Source organism: Cellulosimicrobium sp. BMG9.23 (genome assembly GCF_059159985.1).
Window position 1 is genome coordinate 65314 of sequence record NZ_JBZGBZ010000006.1, and the last position, 17290, is coordinate 82603.

General features: G+C 71.7%; 20 protein-coding genes. 14 read left to right on the forward strand and 6 right to left on the reverse strand.

Translation table 11 applies throughout. The annotated features are described in order from the left end of the window. Positions 1–8 precede the first annotated feature (8 nt). Complete coding sequence (locus AC4H2G_RS11070; protein WP_494365821.1) at positions 9–1409, forward strand: sensor histidine kinase; 1401 nt, start codon at positions 9–11, stop codon at positions 1407–1409. A 28-nt stretch (positions 1410–1437) separates the two neighbouring features. On the opposite strand, the gene AC4H2G_RS11075 is transcribed toward AC4H2G_RS11070, so the two are convergent. Beyond that, positions 1438–2934: an MFS transporter gene (locus AC4H2G_RS11075; protein ID WP_494365822.1), complete on the reverse strand. Its 1497-nt coding sequence runs from the start codon at positions 2932–2934 to the stop codon at positions 1438–1440. Between the two features lie 210 nt (positions 2935–3144). Between AC4H2G_RS11075 and AC4H2G_RS11080 the strand changes: the two genes are divergently transcribed. Continuing rightward, entirely contained in the window at positions 3145–3888 is a 744-nt protein-coding gene (locus AC4H2G_RS11080; RefSeq protein ID WP_494365823.1) for an MBL fold metallo-hydrolase, read from the forward strand. Positions 3889–4020: 132 nt separating this feature from the next. Here the strand turns inward: AC4H2G_RS11080 and AC4H2G_RS11085 are convergent, their stop codons facing one another. The 3 genes from AC4H2G_RS11085 to AC4H2G_RS11095 form a co-directional block, all read right to left on the reverse strand. Next, entirely contained in the window at positions 4021–6294 is a 2274-nt protein-coding gene (locus AC4H2G_RS11085) for a LamG-like jellyroll fold domain-containing protein (RefSeq protein ID WP_494365824.1), read from the reverse strand. 938 nt (positions 6295–7232) lie between these two features. Further along, positions 7233–7940: a cation efflux transmembrane domain-containing protein gene (locus AC4H2G_RS11090; protein ID WP_494365825.1), complete on the reverse strand. Its 708-nt coding sequence runs from the start codon at positions 7938–7940 to the stop codon at positions 7233–7235. Then, positions 7937–8269: an ArsR/SmtB family transcription factor gene (locus tag AC4H2G_RS11095; protein ID WP_061269479.1), complete on the reverse strand. Its 333-nt coding sequence runs from the start codon at positions 8267–8269 to the stop codon at positions 7937–7939. Before AC4H2G_RS11095 ends, AC4H2G_RS11090 begins: the two co-directional genes overlap by 4 nt. On the opposite strand from AC4H2G_RS11095, the gene AC4H2G_RS11100 reads away from it, so the two are divergent. From AC4H2G_RS11100 to AC4H2G_RS11125, 6 genes are all read left to right on the forward strand, one after another. Continuing rightward, on the forward strand, positions 8268–8714 hold the full coding sequence (locus AC4H2G_RS11100; RefSeq protein WP_494365826.1) for an ArsR/SmtB family transcription factor: 447 nt from the start codon (positions 8268–8270) through the stop codon (positions 8712–8714). The genes AC4H2G_RS11095 and AC4H2G_RS11100 overlap by 2 nt on opposite strands. Then, complete coding sequence (locus tag AC4H2G_RS11105; RefSeq protein WP_494365827.1) at positions 8708–9319, forward strand: cadmium resistance transporter; 612 nt, start codon at positions 8708–8710, stop codon at positions 9317–9319. Before AC4H2G_RS11100 ends, AC4H2G_RS11105 begins: the two co-directional genes overlap by 7 nt. Beyond that, on the forward strand, positions 9316–9927 hold the full coding sequence (locus AC4H2G_RS11110; protein WP_494365828.1) for a flavin-containing monooxygenase: 612 nt from the start codon (positions 9316–9318) through the stop codon (positions 9925–9927). The genes AC4H2G_RS11105 and AC4H2G_RS11110 overlap by 4 nt, the downstream gene beginning before the upstream one ends. Further along, on the forward strand, positions 9896–10369 hold the full coding sequence (locus tag AC4H2G_RS11115; RefSeq protein WP_494365829.1) for an NAD(P)/FAD-dependent oxidoreductase: 474 nt from the start codon (positions 9896–9898) through the stop codon (positions 10367–10369). The genes AC4H2G_RS11110 and AC4H2G_RS11115 overlap by 32 nt, the downstream gene beginning before the upstream one ends. A gap of 111 nt (positions 10370–10480) precedes the next feature. Then, positions 10481–10858 (forward strand): ArsR/SmtB family transcription factor, encoded by a 378-nt coding sequence (locus AC4H2G_RS11120; protein ID WP_494365830.1) that lies wholly within the window; start codon positions 10481–10483, stop codon positions 10856–10858. Beyond that, positions 10858–11802: a cation diffusion facilitator family transporter gene (locus AC4H2G_RS11125; RefSeq protein WP_494365831.1), complete on the forward strand. Its 945-nt coding sequence runs from the start codon at positions 10858–10860 to the stop codon at positions 11800–11802. The genes AC4H2G_RS11120 and AC4H2G_RS11125 overlap by 1 nt, the downstream gene beginning before the upstream one ends. Before the next feature lie 18 nt (positions 11803–11820). Here AC4H2G_RS11125 and AC4H2G_RS11130 read toward each other — a convergent pair whose 3' ends face one another. Next, positions 11821–12786, reverse strand: a complete 966-nt coding sequence (locus AC4H2G_RS11130; protein WP_494365832.1) for a cytochrome c oxidase assembly protein — start codon at positions 12784–12786, stop codon at positions 11821–11823. Positions 12787–12890: 104 nt separating this feature from the next. Between AC4H2G_RS11130 and AC4H2G_RS11135 the strand changes: the two genes are divergently transcribed. The 6 genes from AC4H2G_RS11135 (at position 12891) to AC4H2G_RS11160 (ending at position 16391) form a co-directional block, all read left to right on the forward strand. Next, positions 12891–13283 carry a hypothetical protein gene (locus tag AC4H2G_RS11135; protein WP_494365833.1) on the forward strand — a complete coding sequence of 131 codons (393 nt, stop codon included), beginning with the start codon at positions 12891–12893 and terminating at the stop codon, positions 13281–13283. Between the two features lie 174 nt (positions 13284–13457). Next, complete coding sequence (locus tag AC4H2G_RS11140; RefSeq protein ID WP_494365834.1) at positions 13458–13649, forward strand: hypothetical protein; 192 nt, start codon at positions 13458–13460, stop codon at positions 13647–13649. Next, complete coding sequence (locus AC4H2G_RS11145) at positions 13646–14746, forward strand: flavin-containing monooxygenase (RefSeq protein WP_494365835.1); 1101 nt, start codon at positions 13646–13648, stop codon at positions 14744–14746. Before AC4H2G_RS11140 ends, AC4H2G_RS11145 begins: the two co-directional genes overlap by 4 nt. Beyond that, positions 14743–14979 (forward strand): hypothetical protein, encoded by a 237-nt coding sequence (locus AC4H2G_RS11150; RefSeq protein WP_494365836.1) that lies wholly within the window; start codon positions 14743–14745, stop codon positions 14977–14979. Before AC4H2G_RS11145 ends, AC4H2G_RS11150 begins: the two co-directional genes overlap by 4 nt. Positions 14980–15009: 30 nt before the next feature. After that, positions 15010–15666, forward strand: a complete 657-nt coding sequence (locus AC4H2G_RS11155; protein ID WP_494365837.1) for a DsbA family protein — start codon at positions 15010–15012, stop codon at positions 15664–15666. Then, complete coding sequence (locus tag AC4H2G_RS11160; RefSeq protein WP_494365838.1) at positions 15663–16391, forward strand: cytochrome c biogenesis CcdA family protein; 729 nt, start codon at positions 15663–15665, stop codon at positions 16389–16391. Before AC4H2G_RS11155 ends, AC4H2G_RS11160 begins: the two co-directional genes overlap by 4 nt. Positions 16392–16631: 240 nt before the next feature. Here the strand turns inward: AC4H2G_RS11160 and AC4H2G_RS11165 are convergent, their stop codons facing one another. Beyond that, complete coding sequence (locus tag AC4H2G_RS11165; RefSeq protein ID WP_494365839.1) at positions 16632–17222, reverse strand: DUF305 domain-containing protein; 591 nt, start codon at positions 17220–17222, stop codon at positions 16632–16634. Positions 17223–17290: the final 68 nt, after the last annotated feature.

Consider the following 17290-nt stretch of genomic DNA (forward strand, 5'->3'; position numbering starts at 1 on the left):
GAGGGGCGGTGACGCCTGTGCGGAACTGGTCGTTGCGCGCCCGGCTCACCGCGCTGGCGTCGGTGCTCGTCGCGGCGGCGCTCGCGGTCGGTGCGCTCGCCCTGTCCTCGGTGGTGTCGGGGGGCCGCGTCGCCGCGCTCGACGACATCGCCCGCGAGCGCGCGCTCCTGGTCGCCCGGCTCGCGACGAGCGACCAGGTGCCGGACGTCCTGCCGGTCTCCGAGCCGGGGGAGGTCGTCCAGCTCCTCGGGCCGGCGGGCGACGTCCTGGCGTCCTCGGCGTCGGCGAGCCGGACCCTGCCGGTCCTGCCGGCCGACGAGGTCTCGACGCTGCGCGCCGAGGCCGTCGCGACGGACGGTGCCGCGGAGGACGTGCGCGTCGTCGGCACGGACCGCAGCGCCTACGACGCCGCGGCGCGAGTCGCGGTGGCGCCCGCCCCCGGGACGGACGGCGCCACCGCCGTGGCGAGCATGCCGCTGCAGGAGGTGGAAGGGGTGGTGCGCGCGCTGCGCGTCTCGCTCGCCGTCGTCGTGCCGCTGCTCACGCTCGTGGCGGCGGCGGTGATCTGGACGGTGCTGGGGCGGGCCCTGTCTCCGGTGGAGGAGCTGCGGCGGGGCGCCGACGCCATCGCCCGCTCGGGAGGTCCGGGCGCGCTCCCGGTGCCGAAGGCCGACGACGAGCTGGGGGCGCTCGCCCGCACGCTGAACGCGATGCTCGACAGCCTGCAGGCGGCCGCCGCGCGGCAGCGGTCGTTCGTCGCGGACGCGGCGCACGAGCTGCGTTCTCCCGTGGCGGCGCTGCGCGCGAGCATCGAGGTCGCGCGGCTGCACCCTGCGGCGTACCCCGGGAACGAGCTCGCGGTCGAGCTCGAGGACGAGGTGCGGCGTCTGCAGGCGCTCGTCGACGACCTCCTCGTCCTCGCGCGGCTCGGCGCGCTGCCCGTCGTCGACGAGGACCTCGACCTCGGCACGCTCGCGCGCGAGGTCGTCGCGGTGTCGGTCGCGGTGTCGGGGGAGCGGCCGCCGGGGGAGCAGGGGCACCCTCCCGTCACGGTGACGGTCGACGCCCACGGCTCGGCGACCGCCCGGGGCGACCGGGCCGCCGTCGCGCGGATCCTGCGCAACCTGGTCGACAACGCCGTCCGCCACGCCACGTCCCGGGTCCGGGTGACGGCTGCGCCCGGGAGCCTCGTCGTGGACGACGACGGACCGGGCATCGCCGTGGCCGACCGCGAGCGCGTCTTCGAACGCTTCACCCGGCTCGACGAGGCGCGTGAACGCGACGCGGGCGGCACGGGCCTCGGGCTGGCGATCGCCCGCGAGACCGCCCGGGCGCACGGTGACGACGTGACGCTGGGAGAGTCGCCGCTCGGAGGCCTGCGCGCCGAGGTGCGGCTCTCGCGGGCATGACTTCCTCGCTGTCCGTGACGCGGACGGCTCAGGCCGGGACGAGCACGGGCTCCGGTGCGGGGTCGACGTGGGGCTCCGGCAGGCGTGCTGGTCCGGCCTCGTGGGGCGTCACCGGCACGGGTGCAGGTCTGGTCTCACGAGGGGCCCCGGTCGTGCGCCTTGACGTGCTGAGCCGACGGTGCAGGGCACCCGCGCCGACCACGCCGACCACGACGAGACCGCCCGCCACGAGTGCGCCGCGTGCACCGAGGACCTCCATGAGCAGCCCGAGCAGCGGAGGCCCCGCGAGGCCCCACGTGGTGCTGGCGGTCCGCCAGACCCCGAGCACGCGTCCCCGCAGGTGCGGCGGCGGGTCGGTCTGCAGGACGGTGGTCCCCGCGGTGTCCGAGATCGACTCGACCACGGCCATCGGCCCGACGACGAGCAGGAGGACCGTCAGGGTCGGGGCGAGGCCGGCGACGACCTGGAGGAGTGCGCCCGCCGCGGCGAGCAGGGCGACCAGGCGCACCGTCGGGCGCCGGAGCCGTCCGGCGAGCACGGCCCCGAGGATCCCGCCGACGGCGAGAACGGTCGACACCGTGCCGAACTCCTGCGCACCGCCGGCGAGCGCACCCGTGACGAGGACGGCGAGGGTGAGGGTGTAGTTGCGCCCGAGGACGGCGCTGACGGCCGTGACCACCAGGAGCGCGACCAGCCGGGGCCGGCCGAAGAAGTAGGGCACGGCCCCGCGGTCCTCGTCGCCGGAGGCAGGACGCACGACCGCGGTCGGCCCGACGACCGGTCCGACGACCGGTCCGACGACCGGGCCCGCGGTCGGCACGTCCACCTCGGCACGCGGTGGTGCGACGGCTCGCCCGGCGTCGGGGTGCAGCACGAGGAACGGCACGACGAGCGCCACGCCGAGCAGGGCCACGCCGTTGGCGACGTAGGCCACCGCCGGTCCGGCCACCGCCACGGCGCCACCTGCGAGCGCGACGCCCACGAGCCGGCCGGCGCTGTGCACCACCGAGCCGATCCCGATGGCGGACGGGACGTCCTCGACGGGGACGAGATCGTTGCCGAGGAGCGCGGTGGCGGGCCCGTCGACGGTCGCGACGAGGCCGGTGACGGCAGCGAGGGCGAGGAGGACGGGGAGGCTGAGCAGGTCGAGCGCGACGAGCCCCGCCGTCGTCAGGGCGACGACGCCGAGCACCGCCTGGCTGAGCGTGGCTGTCAGCTTGCGCGGCCACCGGTCGACGACGGCGCCGCCCGCGACCCCGAGGAGCAGAGCGGGGGCGGCCTGGACGGCGAGCGAGAGGCCGGTGACGGCGGCCGACCCGGTGATCTGCAGGACGAGCAGGTTCTGGACGGTGAGCTGCATCCAGGCGCCCGCGTTCGACACGAGGTTCGCGCCGGACCACCAGCGCATCGACCGGTGGCGCAGCGCGCGCCACGGGGACCGGTCAGAGGCCGTCGGTGGGAGAGGTCGGTCGAGAGCAGGACGGTCGAGAGCAGGACGAGGGCGCTTCAGGGCAGGGAGAGGCACAGCACACAATCAGGAAGAGGGAGGCGCCCGACAGAGCCGGGGGCACGAGTGTCCGGGGCGGCATCCGCGCGGACGGTTGAACATTCAAACAAGCGGCTCGGGAAGCGCTCCACCTCCGGGCCCCGATCGTGAGCAAGGTCGCAGCGCGCGAGCGCGGGCCGGCGTGCCTACGGTGAGCCGGTCCTGCCGACGGACGACGAGGGAGGGACCGTGCTCACCGAGGTCGCGGACCGTGTGCACCGGCTCGAGCACGCCTATGTCAACGTCTACCTCGTCGCCGACGACGACGGGCGGGTCCTCGTCGTCGACACCGGGCTCCCCGCGGCGTGGGACCTGCTCGGGCACGCGCTGCGGGAGCTCGGACACCGCCCGTCCGACGTCGCAGCCGTCGTCCTCACGCACGCCCACTTCGACCACACGGGCTCGGCGGCGAGGGCGCAGTCGAGGCTCGACGTGCCGATCTGGCTCCACGACGACGACTCCGAGATCGCCGCCCACCCGTACCGGTACGCGCACGAGAACGTCCGCGCGCTCTATCCGCTGCGCTACCCGGCAGCAGTGCGCATCCTCGCGTCCATGACGGCGGCGGGTGCCCTGCGGGTGCCGGGCGTGCGGGGGCTGCGGCACGCGCCGCCCGGTTCGACGTTGCCCGTGCCGGGCTCGCCCCGCGTCGTCTTCAGTCCCGGCCACACGGCCGGGCACTGCGCGCTGCACCTGCCCGGGCGCGACGTCCTGCTCACGGGTGACGCGCTCGTCACGCTCGACCCCTACACCGGGAAGCGTGGGCCGCAGATCATCGCCGGCGCGGCGACCGCCGACAGCGCGCAGGCGCTCGCGTCCCTGGACCGCCTCGTCGACACGGGCGCGACGACGCTCCTGCCAGGTCACGGGAACCCATGGACCGAGGGGGTCGAGGCCGCCGTCCAGCGGGCGCGCGCCGTGGGCGCGCACTGAGTGGTTAGCGACCTGCACTGAGCGGCCGCGGACGAGCGACCCCCCGGTGACGGACGACGGAACGACGAAGAGCGCCCCCGCCCACCCGTGAGAGTGAGCGGGGGCGCCTGTCGCGCGGGGCTTGCGTTCGAGTCAGAGTGCGGCGATGGCCGCGATCTCCGGCTGCGTCAGGATGCTGTCGTAGAGCCGGATGTCGTCCACCGTGCCGGCGAGGTTCACGAGCGGGATCGCCGTCCCGGTGAGCGCGACACCGATCCTCGTCTTCGTGAGGTCCGGCACCGAGACGGACGGCTTCCTGGCCTCGAACACGCCGTTGCGGTAGAAGTTGACCACCCCGCCGTTGAACGTGAACGCGAGGTGCTGCCACGACCCGGACGTGATGCCCGTGGGGGCGATCGAGTCCCCGGTGTTCGCCACGGTGCCGTAGAGGCCGAACCGGAACGAGCTGCCGGAGTAGTAGAGCGCGAGCCACCCAGGGGCAGCCTGCTCGCCGAACGTGACGACGGCCTGCACGCCGGCGGACACCTGCCGCACCCACGCCATGAACGTGAAGGTCGTCAGGGGTGCGGCGGCGATGGGTTCGGCCGTGGGTGATGCCGGGCCGGTGAGCCCGGCGCCGGTGCGTCCTGAGGTCCACCCGGAGGTGTTGACGGTCAGGTCGCGGTTTCCGACCTCGTCGGCCGTCGTCGTCCCCGTGCCCTCGTTCAGCCTGTACCACGAGACGGGGGCGGGTCCCGTGGGTGCTGCCGCCGTGGTGAACGTGACCGACCCGGGGGTGGACTCGTTCCCGGCTGCGTCGCGCGCGTGCACGAGGACCGTGTACTGGGTGTCGGCGGTGAGGCCGGTGAGGTTCGCGCTCAGCCCGGTCACGTTCTGCTCGGGTCCTGCCCCGGTCACCCGGTACCCGGTGACGCCTACGGCGTCCGAGGAGGCCGACCAGGGCACGGTGGCGCTGATGGTTGTGACGGACGTGGGGGTGCCGACGACGGGCTGTGTCGGGGGCGTCGTGTCGGACGGTGCGGCGATGGTCGAGACGCCGAGGTTCGACGACCACGCGCCCTCGTTGCCCGTCGCGTCACGTGCCTGCACGGCGAACGTGTACGCCGTGGACGCGGTGAGTCCGGTGACGGTGCGCGTCGTGCCCGTGAACCACGTGCCGATGACCGAGCCGTTCTGCCGCAGCCGGTACTCGGCCCCGGGTTCGGGAGCGGTCCAGGTGAGCGACACCGAGCTGTGCGTGACGGCCGTGTCGTCGAGGCCGATGGGTGCGGCGGGCGGCGTCGTGTCGGTGGGCGGCGGTTCGACCGGGCTCGGGTTGCCGTCGACGATGCCCATGCCGAGCAGCATCGACGCGACCTTGCCCCAGATGGCCTCGCGCCCGTTGTCGTTCAGGTGCACGTGGTCGTGCAGCAGCGACGGCGGGACCTGGTTCGCGGCCGACGCGGCGTTGTCCGCCGACGACGGCGTGACGCCGGCCCACTTGCAGCCGTGCTTCGCGAGGAACAGCCGTGAGTTCAGCGCGCGCGGCCCCGACTCCTGCACACAGATCTCCTCCATGTCGACCAGCCGCTCGAACCGGGTCTCGCCGGGGTCGTCGCCCGTGCGCCACGCCGGGGTGATGACGAGGCCCCTGCCCGGGTGGGCAGCGAGGAACGCGCGCAGGTCCGTGCGGAACTGCTCGAGCGAGAACGGCTCCTTCTCGTCGTTCGTGCCGGCCCACCACACCCACGCGCACTCGGGGTCCAGCGCGTCGGGGACGAACACGGACCCGGGCAGGCACGCCGTGGCTGTTCCTGCGGTGGTGCGGGTGAACGTCGCGTTGCCCGACCGGTCCACGGTCTCGACGATCGTCCCGTGCACTCCGGCGAGAGTGCCGGCGAGGGTCGCGGACGTGATCCACCACGGCGACGGCGCGTCCACCTCGGTGATCGCGACCGCACCCGATCCGGGGATCGTGTCGCCCGTCACACTGATGGCAAGCGGGCGCCCGCCTGACGCGATGGACGCCCACGTCGCGTAGGCGCCGTAGTCCCCGCGGCTGATGACCTCGACGTCCCCGCCGAGTGCTGCCGCGAGATGCTGCGCGCCGGTCTGCCCGCTGCTGTCCATCTGGTCCGACGCCATCGAGTCACCGATGAGGCGGACTGCGTTGAGCAGGCCCGATCCGCCGCCCGACGGGATGCGCCATGCCCCGTCCGACGCGAGGAAGCGTGTCGGGTCGCCGAACGTCCCGCTGCCGAGGCGAGCGGGAGCCACTCGTCCGGAACCAATCAGAGAAGCATCCACGGGGTCACTCTGCCCGCGCTTGGAGTCGAGCGCCTCCCGCAACCCGGGGACCTGCGCGAAGCTGTGCTGGTGGATCGCGGCTGCCTTGCCGTTGAGAGCGACCTGCTGCGGGCCGCTCACGGGCTTCTTCGCGTCGGACGTGTCGTTGACGTTCGGCAGGCCGACGTCGCTCTTCGTCGGCTGACCGCGCCCGTCTTGCCGGCCGCCGACAGGACCGGGCCGCCCTCAGCACGCCGAGCCTGACGTCGTCGTGATCGAACCGCCGGCGCCTCCTGCTCCGACGCCGGCGCCGGAGCCGGCGGTCGATCCGCCTGCAGATGAGGCCGAGGTCACAACACCCAGGAGCGTTCCACGCCGATCCGGGACCTCCTGCGGTGCCTCACCGGGCCTGTGCTCTAGCGGCCCGGGCCCACGCCTCGTGTCCTGGCCTGTGTCCTGAGACTGTGCCGCGGCAACGAAAAAGACCGCCGACCGGGGTGTTATCCCTGGTCAGCGGCCCTGTTCGTCGCTGTCTCAACGAGTGTCCGGAGGGGGACTCAACCGACTGCGTTACACACCTTCGTGGTCGAGTTAGCCGCCTGACCTGCGAAGACGGCGGGCGCGTCATAGTCAAGTCCACGGGGCCGGAGTGCGCGCCTGTCGGCCGAACCGCAGCTCAGGCGAAGCACGAACTGGTCAGGTCGGGTCTGGAGGCTCAATCGTCATGAGCGGAACCTGGCGCCCGCTAGCCGTCCGAGAAGCCACGAAGCGACCCCACATCGTGGGGTCGCTTCGCGTCCGCTGTCTCAACGGTCTTGCACCGGCATGAGTAGTCTCTGCCGGAAGCCTCGCGTCTAGCCTATCGCGGATGCGCGAATCGCCGACCCGGACCAGGCCGCAGATCAGGCGAGGACGTTCTGGACCCCTCGATCTGCTCGGCCACGGCCCGAGCCGGGTGAGCACCCCTCGACGCGTCAGTTCCGAGCCTCCATCGAACTCCGGCAAGGCATCAAACACTTGGCAGGCGTCGCAGAAGAAGGTTCTGCGACGTCGAACACACGACGGGTTCTTCGTGCTGGCTACTTCGTGCGAGGCGTGCAGCATCCGTCGGTGCAGCCGTCGTCCTCGTCGTCGTGACCGAGGAGGGCTCCGACGGGGGTGCAGCATGCGTCGCCGCGCCAGGCTTCGATGCCTTCCTTGATAGCGACGGCGGCGATGATGAGCGCGGCGAGGGGGTCGGCCCAGGTCCAGCCGAGGGTGGAGTTGAGGACGAGCCCGACGAGCAGGACGGCGGACAGATAGGTGCACAGCAGTGTCTGCTTGGAGTCGGCGACGGCGGAGGCGGACCCGAGCTCGCGCCCGGTGCGGCGTTCGAACCAGGACAGGAACGGCATGATCACCAGGCTCACTGCGGCGAGCACGATGCCGACGGTCGAGTGGTCCGGCTCGCTCGCGCCGAGCAGGGTGCGCACGGCGTCGACGGTGACGAACACGGCGAGACCGAAGAACGAAACGGCGATGAGGCGCATAGCGGTGCGTTCGCGGCGGTGCGGGTCGGGGGCGGCGAACTGCCACGCGACGGCGGCCGCGGAGAGCACCTCGACGACGGAGTCGAGGCCGAACCCGACAAGGGCGGCCGAGGACGCGATGCGGCCGGCGGTGATCGCGACGACGGCCTCGATGACGTTGTAGGTGATCGTGGCGGCGACGATCCACCGCACGCGCTTTTCGAGCAGGGCGCGTCGGGCGGTGGGCAGGGGCTTGGGGCCGAGGCTGAGGGAGGTCATGAGCAGGTGCACCCCTCGGGCGAGCAGCAGGTCGGGTCGACGGTCACGACGAGTTTGAGGAGGTCGTCGAGCGCCGGGGCGAGGTGGGAGTCGGCGAGCCGGTACCAGGTGCGTCGACCGTCCGGGATCGCCTCGACGAGGCCGCACCCGCGCAGGCAGGCGAGCTGGTTGGACATGACTTGGCGGGATACGCCGAGCGCGTCGGCGAGGTCGGACGGGTAGGCGGGCGCCTCGCGCAGCGTGAGCATGATCCGTGCCCGGGTCTCGTCCGACAGGGCGTGCCCGAGGCGGGCGAGGGCCGCGGTGTGGGTGAGTGTCACCGTCTCCATGACCACGACGGTACACGAACGCGTGTACTCCGCCTACCTCGACCCATCGATGATGGCCGGTTATTATCGGCTGGTGTCGATCATAGATTCTGAGGTGTGTACGGCGACCACGGCCGATGTTGAGCCGGCGGTCGCGTTGTTCCGGTCGTTGGGGGATCCGGCGCGGTTGGCGATCGTGCGCCGGCTCGCGGTCGGGGAGACGCGAGTCGCGGAGTTGACGGCTGAGCTGGGGCTGGCGCAGTCGACGGTGTCCTCGCACGTGGCGTGCTTGAAGGACTGCGGCCTGGTGGCCGGGCGCATGGAGGGGCGGCGGGTGTTCTACTCGTTGGCCCGCCCGGAGCTGTTGGACATGCTCGCGGCCGCGGAGACGTTGCTCGCGGCGACGGGCAGCGCGGTCGCGTTGTGCCCGACGTATGGCGTGGACGGGCAGGTGTCGGCGTGCTGAGCACGATCGCGGCCGCGGTCGGGTTGTTCGTCGCGACCAACCTCGACGACATCGTGGTCCTGACGGTCCTGTTCGCGGTCGCCGCGCGGGGGACGTCGCGGCTGCGTGGGTGGCAGATCGTGGCCGGGCAGTACCTGGGCCTGGTCACCCTGATCGCGGTGAGCTTCCTGGCGGCGCTCGGCCTGACGATCGTGCCGGACGAGTGGGTGGGCCTGCTCGGCCTGATCCCGCTCGCGATCGGCGTGCTGGCCCTGGTGCGCACGCTGCGCGGCAAGGACGACGACGATGAGGCCGAGTCCGCGCTCAAGGCCGTCGGGCTGCTCGGCGTCGCGGGCATCACGATCGCGAACGGCGGGGACAACATCGCGATCTACACCCCGGTGTTCCGCACCATCTCGACCACGGACGCCCTGGTCACGATCGCGGTGTTCCTCGTCCTGCTCGCGCTGTGGTGCCTGTTCGCGCGCGCGATCGGCACGAACGAGAAGGTCACCGAGGCGCTGGAGAAGGTCGAGCACTGGCTCGTGCCGGTGGTGTTCATCGGCCTCGGTGTGTTCATTCTCATCGAGTCCGGCACCCTGGCCCACATCGCGTCGCTGCTGTGAGCCGCAGCAACGGCGCCGACCACGACGTCGTCGTGGTCGGTGCCGGGCAGGCCGGGCTCGCGCTCGGGTACTACCTGACCCGCGACGGCGTCGACGTGCTCCTGCTCGAGCGCGCCGCGCACGTCGGTGCGAGCTGGGCGAGCCGGTGGGACTCGCTGCGGCTGTTCACCCCTGCGCGGTACGACGCCCTGCCCGGGCTCGCGTTCCCCGCCGAGCCGTGGTCCTACCCCGGCAAGGACCAGGTGGCCGCCTACATCGCGCACTACGCCGCCCGGTTCGACCTGCCCGTGCGCACCGGTGCCGAGGTCGTCCGGCTCGAGGGCAGCGCGGGCGACTTCACCGTGCACCTGGCCGGCGGCGAGACGCTGCGCGCTGCCCGGGTGGTCGTGGCCACCGGTGCGTTCGGCCGTCCCTGGACGCCAGCCTTCGCGACCGGCCTCGACCCGGCCGTCGCGCAGGTCCACACCGACGCCTACAGGCGCCCCGACGCGCTTCCACCCGGGGCGGTGCTCGTCGTCGGCGGCGCGAACTCCGGGCGCCAGATCGCGCTCGAGCTCGCCCGGTCCGGGCCGCCCCGTGCACCTGTCGGAGGGTGCGCGCCTGCGTGAGCTCCCGCAACGACCGCTGGGGCGCGACCTGTTCTGGTGGCTGACCGCTACACGGGCGATCCACGCGCCGGGGGGCTCGCTCGTCGGGCGCCGCGTGCGCGCGAACGAGCCCGTCATCGGCACCCCGCGCCGGGCCCTGGCCGCCGCCGGCGTCACCTTCCACCCCCGAGCCCAGGACGCCGCCGGCGACACGGTGAGATTCGTCGACGGCCACGCCGTCCAGCCCGCCGCCGTGGTGTGGGCGACCGGGTACCGGCACGACGACACCTGGATCACCGTGCCCGGCGCACTCGACGGGGCCGGGGCCCTGGTCGTCGACGACGGCGTCACCCCCGTACCTGGGTTGTACGCGATCGGGCGCTCCTGGCAGCGCGACCGCGGATCGGCGCTGCTCGGCTACGTCCGCCGCGACGCGCAACGTCTCGCGAGCCGCTTGGCGTAGCCCACAGCCCGGGTGCTACCTACTGCCGGAGGTTGACGCTCGTGGCCGACTGCCCGCCCGCGACGATGCGCGGGCGTGGTCAATATCGCTCCTGGGCGATATCATCGGTGTATGACGATGATTACCGCGCATCAGATCGAGACGCGAGATGAGGCGCCGAGCGGGCATGTGGCGCTGTTTCGGGCGTTGTCTGACCCGAGTCGGTTGGCGATCGTGCGGCATCTGGAGGGTGGTGAGCATCGGGTGCGTGACCTGGTCGAGCACCTGGGCCTCGCACAGTCGACGGTGAGCGCTCATCTGGCCTGCCTGCGCGAGTGCGGGCTGGTGGACGTGCGTGAGCAGGGCCGCGCGTCGTGGTTCACCCTCGCCGCGCCCGAAGCGCTGGCGGGGCTGTGGGCGGCGGCGGACGGCCTCCTCCTGGTCACCGGGGACCGCGCCGCGTCCTGTCGGCACCTGGCCGGTGCGTCGAGCTCTTCGAGGGAGGCGTGATGGGCGCGGGACACAACCACGGCGGAGGCGCCGACGCCGACGTCGCGCAGGCACCGGACTTTCGTCGCAGGCTCGCGATCGCGTTCGCGCTGACGTTGACGGTCGTGGTCGCCCAGGCGATCGGGTCGGTCGTGACGGGGAGCCTGGCGTTGCTCACCGACACCGCGCACGCGGTGGCGGACGCGACGGGTCTGCTGGTTGCGTTGATCGCGGCGACGTTGGTGCTGCGCCCGGCGGACAAGCACCGCACGTGGGGCTTTCGGCGGATCGAGGTGATCGCCGCGCTCGCGCAGGCGACGCTGCTGATCGTCGTCGGGGTGTACGCGGCGGTAGAGGGCGTGCGGCGCCTGATCGAACCGCCAGAGATCCAGTCGACCGAGCTGCTGGTCTTCGGTGTCGTGGGCCTGGTGGCGAACGTGACCGGGATCGTGATCCTGTCCAGGAGCCGCGGCGCGAACCTGAACATGCGCGCGGCGTTCCTCGAGGTGCTCAACGACGCACTCGGGTCGCTGGGGGTGATCGTGGCCGCGATCGTCATCGCGACGACCGGGTTCCAGCGCGCGGACGCGATCGCGGGCCTGTTCATCGCCGCGCTGATCGTGCCGCGGGCGGTGGTGATCTTGAAGGAGACCACGAGCGTGCTGATGGAGTTCACGCCGAAGGGTCTGGACCTGGACCAGGTGCGCGCACACATTCTGGGGCTGGACCACGTGCGCGACGTGCACGACCTGCACGCCTCGACGGTCGCGACCGGGCTGCCCACGATCTCGGCGCACGTCGTCGTCGACGACCAGTGCTTCAGCGACGGGCACGCGCCGGCGATCTTGACCGACATCCGGTCCTGCGTCGCGCAGCACTTCCCGGTGTCGCTGGAGCACTCCACGTTCCAGCTCGAGACGGAGCATCTGCGCGAGCACGAGCCCGCAGCCGCCCGCCACGCCTGAGCGCGCCACCGTAGACGTTCAGCCGGTGCCGCTGAGCCGTCGCAGGTAGTCGTTGTAGGCGTCGAGGTCGGGGTCGCCGTACTGGTCGATACGGCGGTCTGCGGCGCGGGTGCGCCGGGTCTCGTCCTTGTTCCAGCGCACGAAGATGATCAGCAGCATGATCAACGACGGCAGCTCGCCGTACGACCAGGCCAGGGCTCCGGCGGTGCCCTGGTCCTCGAGCACGTCCACCCCCCACGACACCGGGGGATGGGTGAAGGCCGAGACCAGGGGGGCGCTGGCCATCATGACGATCACGCCGAAGAACGCGTGGGTGGGCATCTCGAGAAACATGTCCGCGGCCCGCCCCAGATGGCCCTGCGGGTTGGGCAACGGGTCGAGGGAGAGCACCGGGACGGTGAACAAGATGCCCGCGACCAGGAACAGCAGCTCCAAGGACAGGTGCCCGGTCCAGGTCCGCAGCAGGCTGCCGGCCAACGGACTGAAGTACAGGGCGTAGAAGCACAGCAGGAACAGCGGGATCATCAGCGCCGGGTGCAGCACCACGCGCCCCGCCCACGAGCGCAGACCCCAACGGGCGGCGCCGAGCACGCGGCGCCCGACGCGGTTGTGCGGGGTCGCGCGCAACAGCAGGGTGCCCGGGCGGCCCAGCACGAGCAGCGGCGGGACCGCCATCATCAGGGTGAGCTGCTGGAACATGAACACCGAGTACATCTCCAGGCCGTAGCCCTCGATACCGGCGCCCATGACCACGACCAGGACCGCGCACCCAGTCAGGAACGACAGCGTCGCCCAGGGCGACCAGCGCCGACCGGTCGCCCAGACCCGCACGGCCCCGGCGAGGTAGAGGGCGGCGGCGAGCAGCGCGATGACGGGGATCACCGGGATCGGCTGCAAGGTCGGGGCGAGGTACGTCTCGAAGGACGGCGGCGCGGTCGGCAACCACACCGGACCATCGAACTCGGTCACCACAAACCCGGACACGTCCCATCCCTTCACCACACTGGCCAGCGCCCGGACCGTAGCAGGCCCGCCTGCGCGCACCGCCCCGGACGCGTCCAGCCTGAACCTCTATCATCAGGCACGCCATGGTCACCACGACTCGTCACAGCATCGGCACCGCCGCCCTGCGCGCCGTGCTCGTCCTCGTGCTGCTCGCGCTGGCCGGTCTGCTCGGCACGACGGTGATCGATTCCGGCGCGCCCGCCCCTGCGGCGCACGTCACGATCGCGGTCGAGGCGGAGGTCGCGCCGCAGGCGACGGCATCTCCCACCCAGGAACAGGACTCGGGGCACATCGACACACTGACGCTGCTGTGCCTGTGCGCGCTCGTCGTTGTCGGTGTCGCGCTGCTCGCCCGCGACTCGCTCCGGCATCGGCTCCCACCGCGTCTCACGTGGCGCGCACGACCGGCCAAGGTCACGGCGAGGCGGGCGTTGCCAGTGCCGGACCCGTTGTGCTGGGGTGTGTGCCGGACGTAGACGTCCGCCGGTGAGGGGCTGCGCCCTCGCCCACCGCGTCCCGTGACCGAACGGCACGACGCTCGACGCCGGCTCTCTGGACCTCGAAGCGAGGACGTCCCTCGAACGCGCGTGCGACTCGCGCGCCCGGGGGGTGAGCCACCGTAAGGGCAGTGCCGCCACGCTGCGTGCAGCATGACATCCCACTTCGAGGACCTCATGGAGCTGTCCAACTTGAGCGCGCTGCCGGTCTGGTCGAGCGCGACGGCCCTGGTGATCGCACTGATCGCCGTCGCCACCTTCCTCGCCAAATGCGCCGAACAACGCCATCGTCAGGCTCTGACCGGACCTGTCGGCGTCTTGGCCTCACGGAGGGCGGCCGGATGAGTACCGCCCAGCATCAGGTGGTCGTGATCGGCGGTGGCCAGGCCGGGCTTGTGACCGCGGCTCTGCTGGCCGACGCCGGTGTGGACTACGTGGTCCTCGACGACAGCCCACGCGTCGGGGACGCGTGGGCGCGCCGGTGGGACTCGCTGCGTCTGGTCACGCCCGCACGGTATGCCGCCCTTCCCGGGTTCGCGCCCTCCTGGCCGGACGAGCACTTCCCCACCAAGGACGAGGTCGCTGCCTACCTGGGTGACTACGCGTCCCACCACGACCTGCGGATTCGGCATGGGTTCCGTGTCGAGCAGCTGGAGACCGACCTGCCGGGGGCGTTCATCGCGTCCGGTGCGGCCGGCGCGATCACTGCCGAGAAGGTGGTGATCGCCACCGGTGCGTTCCAGACGCCCTGGATCCCCGACGTCGCGGGCGGCGCGAGCCCGAATCTCGTGCAGCTGCACGCGCACGACTACCGCGCCCGTGCGACGACCCCTGGTGAACGGGTCCTGGTCGTCGGCGCGGGCAACTCCGGCGTGCAGATCGCGCTCGAGCTCGCGGGCGACGCGCGCGAGGTTCAGCTCGCGTGCGGCGGTGGGAGGCTGCGCAGCGTGCGTCAGGTGATCGCGGGCAAGGACCTGTTCTGGTGGATGACTCGCACCGCCGTCATCCGCGCCTCGCGTGACGGCCCGCTCGGGCGACGTCTGCACACCACCGATCCCGTGATCGGGGTCAGCGAGGCTGACCTGCACGCCGCCGGCATCCGCCTGCGGGGCCGTGTCACCGCGGTGAGCGGCACCGAAGTCTCCTTCGCCGACGACGACCCAGCCTGGCACCCGGACACGATCGTGTGGGCCACCGGCTACCGGCCCGACGACTCGTGGATCACGATCCCCAGAGCGCTCGGACCGGACGGCGTCCTGGTGCACGAGGAGCACCACACCTGCATTCGGGGCCTGCATGTGATCGGCCGGCCCTGGCAACGCAACCGCGGCTCCTCGCTGCTCGGCTTCGTCGCCGACGACGCCCGCCGCCTTGTCCGCGCACTGCTCACCTACCCGAAGCCCGCCACCGCCGCTACCAGTACGAGAAGGAGAAGCACATGAACGTCCCCTGGACCGTGATCATCTCCGGCGTCGTGCCCTCCATCGGGGTCGGCCTGCTGTTCTGGCTCGCGATGCGCGCGATCATCCACGCCGACCGCAACGAACGCAACGCCCTGGCCGAGCTCGACCGCCAGCAGGCAGCCAGCGTCGGCGCCCGCGCGGACGAACCCCCACCCGCCCTCGCCGATGCAGGCACCGACATCGCACCTCCGCGCAGACGACCTCGCTACTAACCCGCCGACCGACCACCGCCAAGGAACCTCATGACTATCCGCCGCATCCTGCAGTCCGTCCTCGTGCTGGGCGTCGCCGCCCTGCTCGCCCTACTCGTCTGGTTCATCTTGTCCTCGGAGAGCGACGACGCGGCCGCCGACCCGAACACCGGCGACCCGCAGGTCGTGCGCGAGGACAGCCACGTCATCAACCAGGCACCGGACGAGAAGGCCGTCCTCGTCGAGTTCCTCGACTTCGAGTGCGAGGTCTGCCGCGCCTACTATCCGACCGTCGAACAGCTGCGCGAGCAGAACAGCGACGAGCTCACACTCGTGATCCGCTACTTCCCGATCCCCTCGCACGCCAACGCGAACAACTCCGCGATCGCCGTCGAGGCCGCTGCCCGCCAGGGCCAGCTCGAAGCGATGTACCAGCAGATGTACGCCACCCAGGCCGAGTGGGGCGAGGCGCGTGAATCCAAGGCCGAGGTGTTCCGCGGCTTCGCCCAGGACCTCGGGCTCGACATGGCCCAGTACGACGCCGACGTCGCCGACCCCGAGGTCGCGGCCCGCGTACAGCGCGACTTCGACGAGGGCACACGACTGGGCGTGCGGGGCACGCCCACGTTCTTCCTCGACGGCCAGCAGGTCGCGGTCCAGACCCCGGAGGACCTCACCCGAGCCGTCCAGGAGGCACTGGACCAGTGAGCATCACCGAGACCGTGTTCTCCGGCGGGCTGCTCGTGGCGCTCCCGCTCGCGATGCTCGCCGGGCTCGTCTCCTTCGCCTCCCCGTGCATCCTGCCGCTCGTACCGGGCTACCTCGGCTACGTCGGCGGCATGGGCCGCGACGCCTCACGGCGGCGCCTCATGCTTGGGGTAGGACTGTTCATCGCCGGGTTCACGCTCGTGTTCGTCGCCTACGGGGCCCTGTTCGGAGCCCTAGGATCCTGGCTCGTGCAACGACAAGACGTCCTGATCCGAATCCTCGGGGCCCTCGTCATCGTGATGGGCCTGGTCTTCGTCGGGCAGGTCGGGCCGCTGCAACGTGTCGTGCGTCCGTCCTGGACGCCGCGCGTCGGGACCGCCGGTGCCCCCCTGCTCGGGGTCGTGTTCGGTCTGGGCTGGACGCCGTGCCTCGGCCCGACCTTGGTCGCCATCTCGGCGCTCAGCGTCGACGCGGGCACCGCCGCGCGTGGCGCGCTGCTGGCTCTGGCGTACTGCCTGGGCCTCGGGCTGCCGTTCGCACTCCTCGCGTGGGGGTTCGGGTGGGCCAAGCGATCCACGACGTTCCTGCGCACGCACCTGCGTGCCATCAACGTCGTCGGAGGCGTCATGCTCGTGCTGGTCGGCCTGGCGATGGTCATCGGGCTGTGGACCGCCCTGATGACGACGATGCAGGGCTGGGTCGGCGGCTTCGTGACCCCGATCTGACGCAAAAACGTCTCGACGCCAAGGCGCGTGGAGGTCCGCAGTTGCTCGTGCATGTGCGCGCTGGCCTCCGCGCCCCTCGTCGCGATCGACGGCGGCGTCCGCACCTCGAGCGAGGAACACGTGCGCCCCTGCTGACTGGCGTCTGGACTGCCGGCGAGGACTCGAATGAACGTCTACCGGTGCCATGCGGGTGAGCGCTTGTCCGGTGGGCCGTCGAGGAGCCCATGGTCACAGGTTTGGTCAGGAGTCGTCGGATGGCTCGAAGTTGGGGACTGGCCGTCCCGCCGCTTCCTCCTCCGTGGAGGCGACGCCGTTCTCGGCTATGTCCGTGATCAGCCACTCCATCTCGGCGATCTCGACATGCTGCGTGGCGCTGATCTCGTCGGCGAGCTGACGGACACGAAGGTCGTCGATGTCGGCGCGTTCGCTCGTCAGGATCGCGATGGAGTGGTGCGGGATCATGCCCTTCATGTACGCCCGGTCGTCCACGAGCGCCTGCGACCTGGAGAGCGTGAGGGCACCGCTCCCGATGATGAGCGCGACAAGGACGATCGCAACGTTGACGCGCACGTCGCGATACATGTGCCCCCACATGAAGCCGAGCATGATGATCGCCATGGCCGAGCCCATGAGCACAGCCATGTAGACGCGCTCCTCACTGAACCGGATGTGGTCGGTCGCGAAGACGTTGGTGTAGGTGAGGCCGAACATCACGACAGTGGAGGTCGCGATCATCGCCGCGAATCGCCCGTAACTACGCCACCGCCCCGTCGCGTCCGGGCGCTCCTCTTGCGCGTCACGACCGTCGTTCTCGTACACCTGGCCAGTCATGTTGCACCCTTCCCGTTCGTCGGTTGCGTCACGACCGTAGGTGCGTGGTGGCCCGCTCGCCGCCGCTG

Excerpts from the sequence above, each read along its gene's own strand:
- AC4H2G_RS11090 (WP_494365825.1), bottom strand. The coding sequence starts at position 7,940 with ATGACCTCCCTCAGCCTCGGCCCCAAGCCCCTGCCCACCGCCCGACGC.
- AC4H2G_RS11100 (WP_494365826.1), top strand. The coding sequence starts at position 8,268 with ATGACCACGACGGTACACGAACGCGTGTACTCCGCCTACCTCGACCCA.
- AC4H2G_RS11095 (WP_061269479.1), bottom strand. The coding sequence starts at position 8,269 with ATGGAGACGGTGACACTCACCCACACCGCGGCCCTCGCCCGCCTCGGG.
- AC4H2G_RS11120 (WP_494365830.1), top strand. The coding sequence starts at position 10,481 with ATGACGATGATTACCGCGCATCAGATCGAGACGCGAGATGAGGCGCCG.
- AC4H2G_RS11125 (WP_494365831.1), top strand. The coding sequence starts at position 10,858 with ATGGGCGCGGGACACAACCACGGCGGAGGCGCCGACGCCGACGTCGCG.
- AC4H2G_RS11135 (WP_494365833.1), top strand. The coding sequence starts at position 12,891 with ATGGTCACCACGACTCGTCACAGCATCGGCACCGCCGCCCTGCGCGCC.
- AC4H2G_RS11140 (WP_494365834.1), top strand. The coding sequence starts at position 13,458 with ATGACATCCCACTTCGAGGACCTCATGGAGCTGTCCAACTTGAGCGCG.
- AC4H2G_RS11145 (WP_494365835.1), top strand. The coding sequence starts at position 13,646 with ATGAGTACCGCCCAGCATCAGGTGGTCGTGATCGGCGGTGGCCAGGCC.
- AC4H2G_RS11150 (WP_494365836.1), top strand. The coding sequence starts at position 14,743 with ATGAACGTCCCCTGGACCGTGATCATCTCCGGCGTCGTGCCCTCCATC.
- AC4H2G_RS11155 (WP_494365837.1), top strand. The coding sequence starts at position 15,010 with ATGACTATCCGCCGCATCCTGCAGTCCGTCCTCGTGCTGGGCGTCGCC.
- AC4H2G_RS11165 (WP_494365839.1), bottom strand. The coding sequence starts at position 17,222 with ATGACTGGCCAGGTGTACGAGAACGACGGTCGTGACGCGCAAGAGGAG.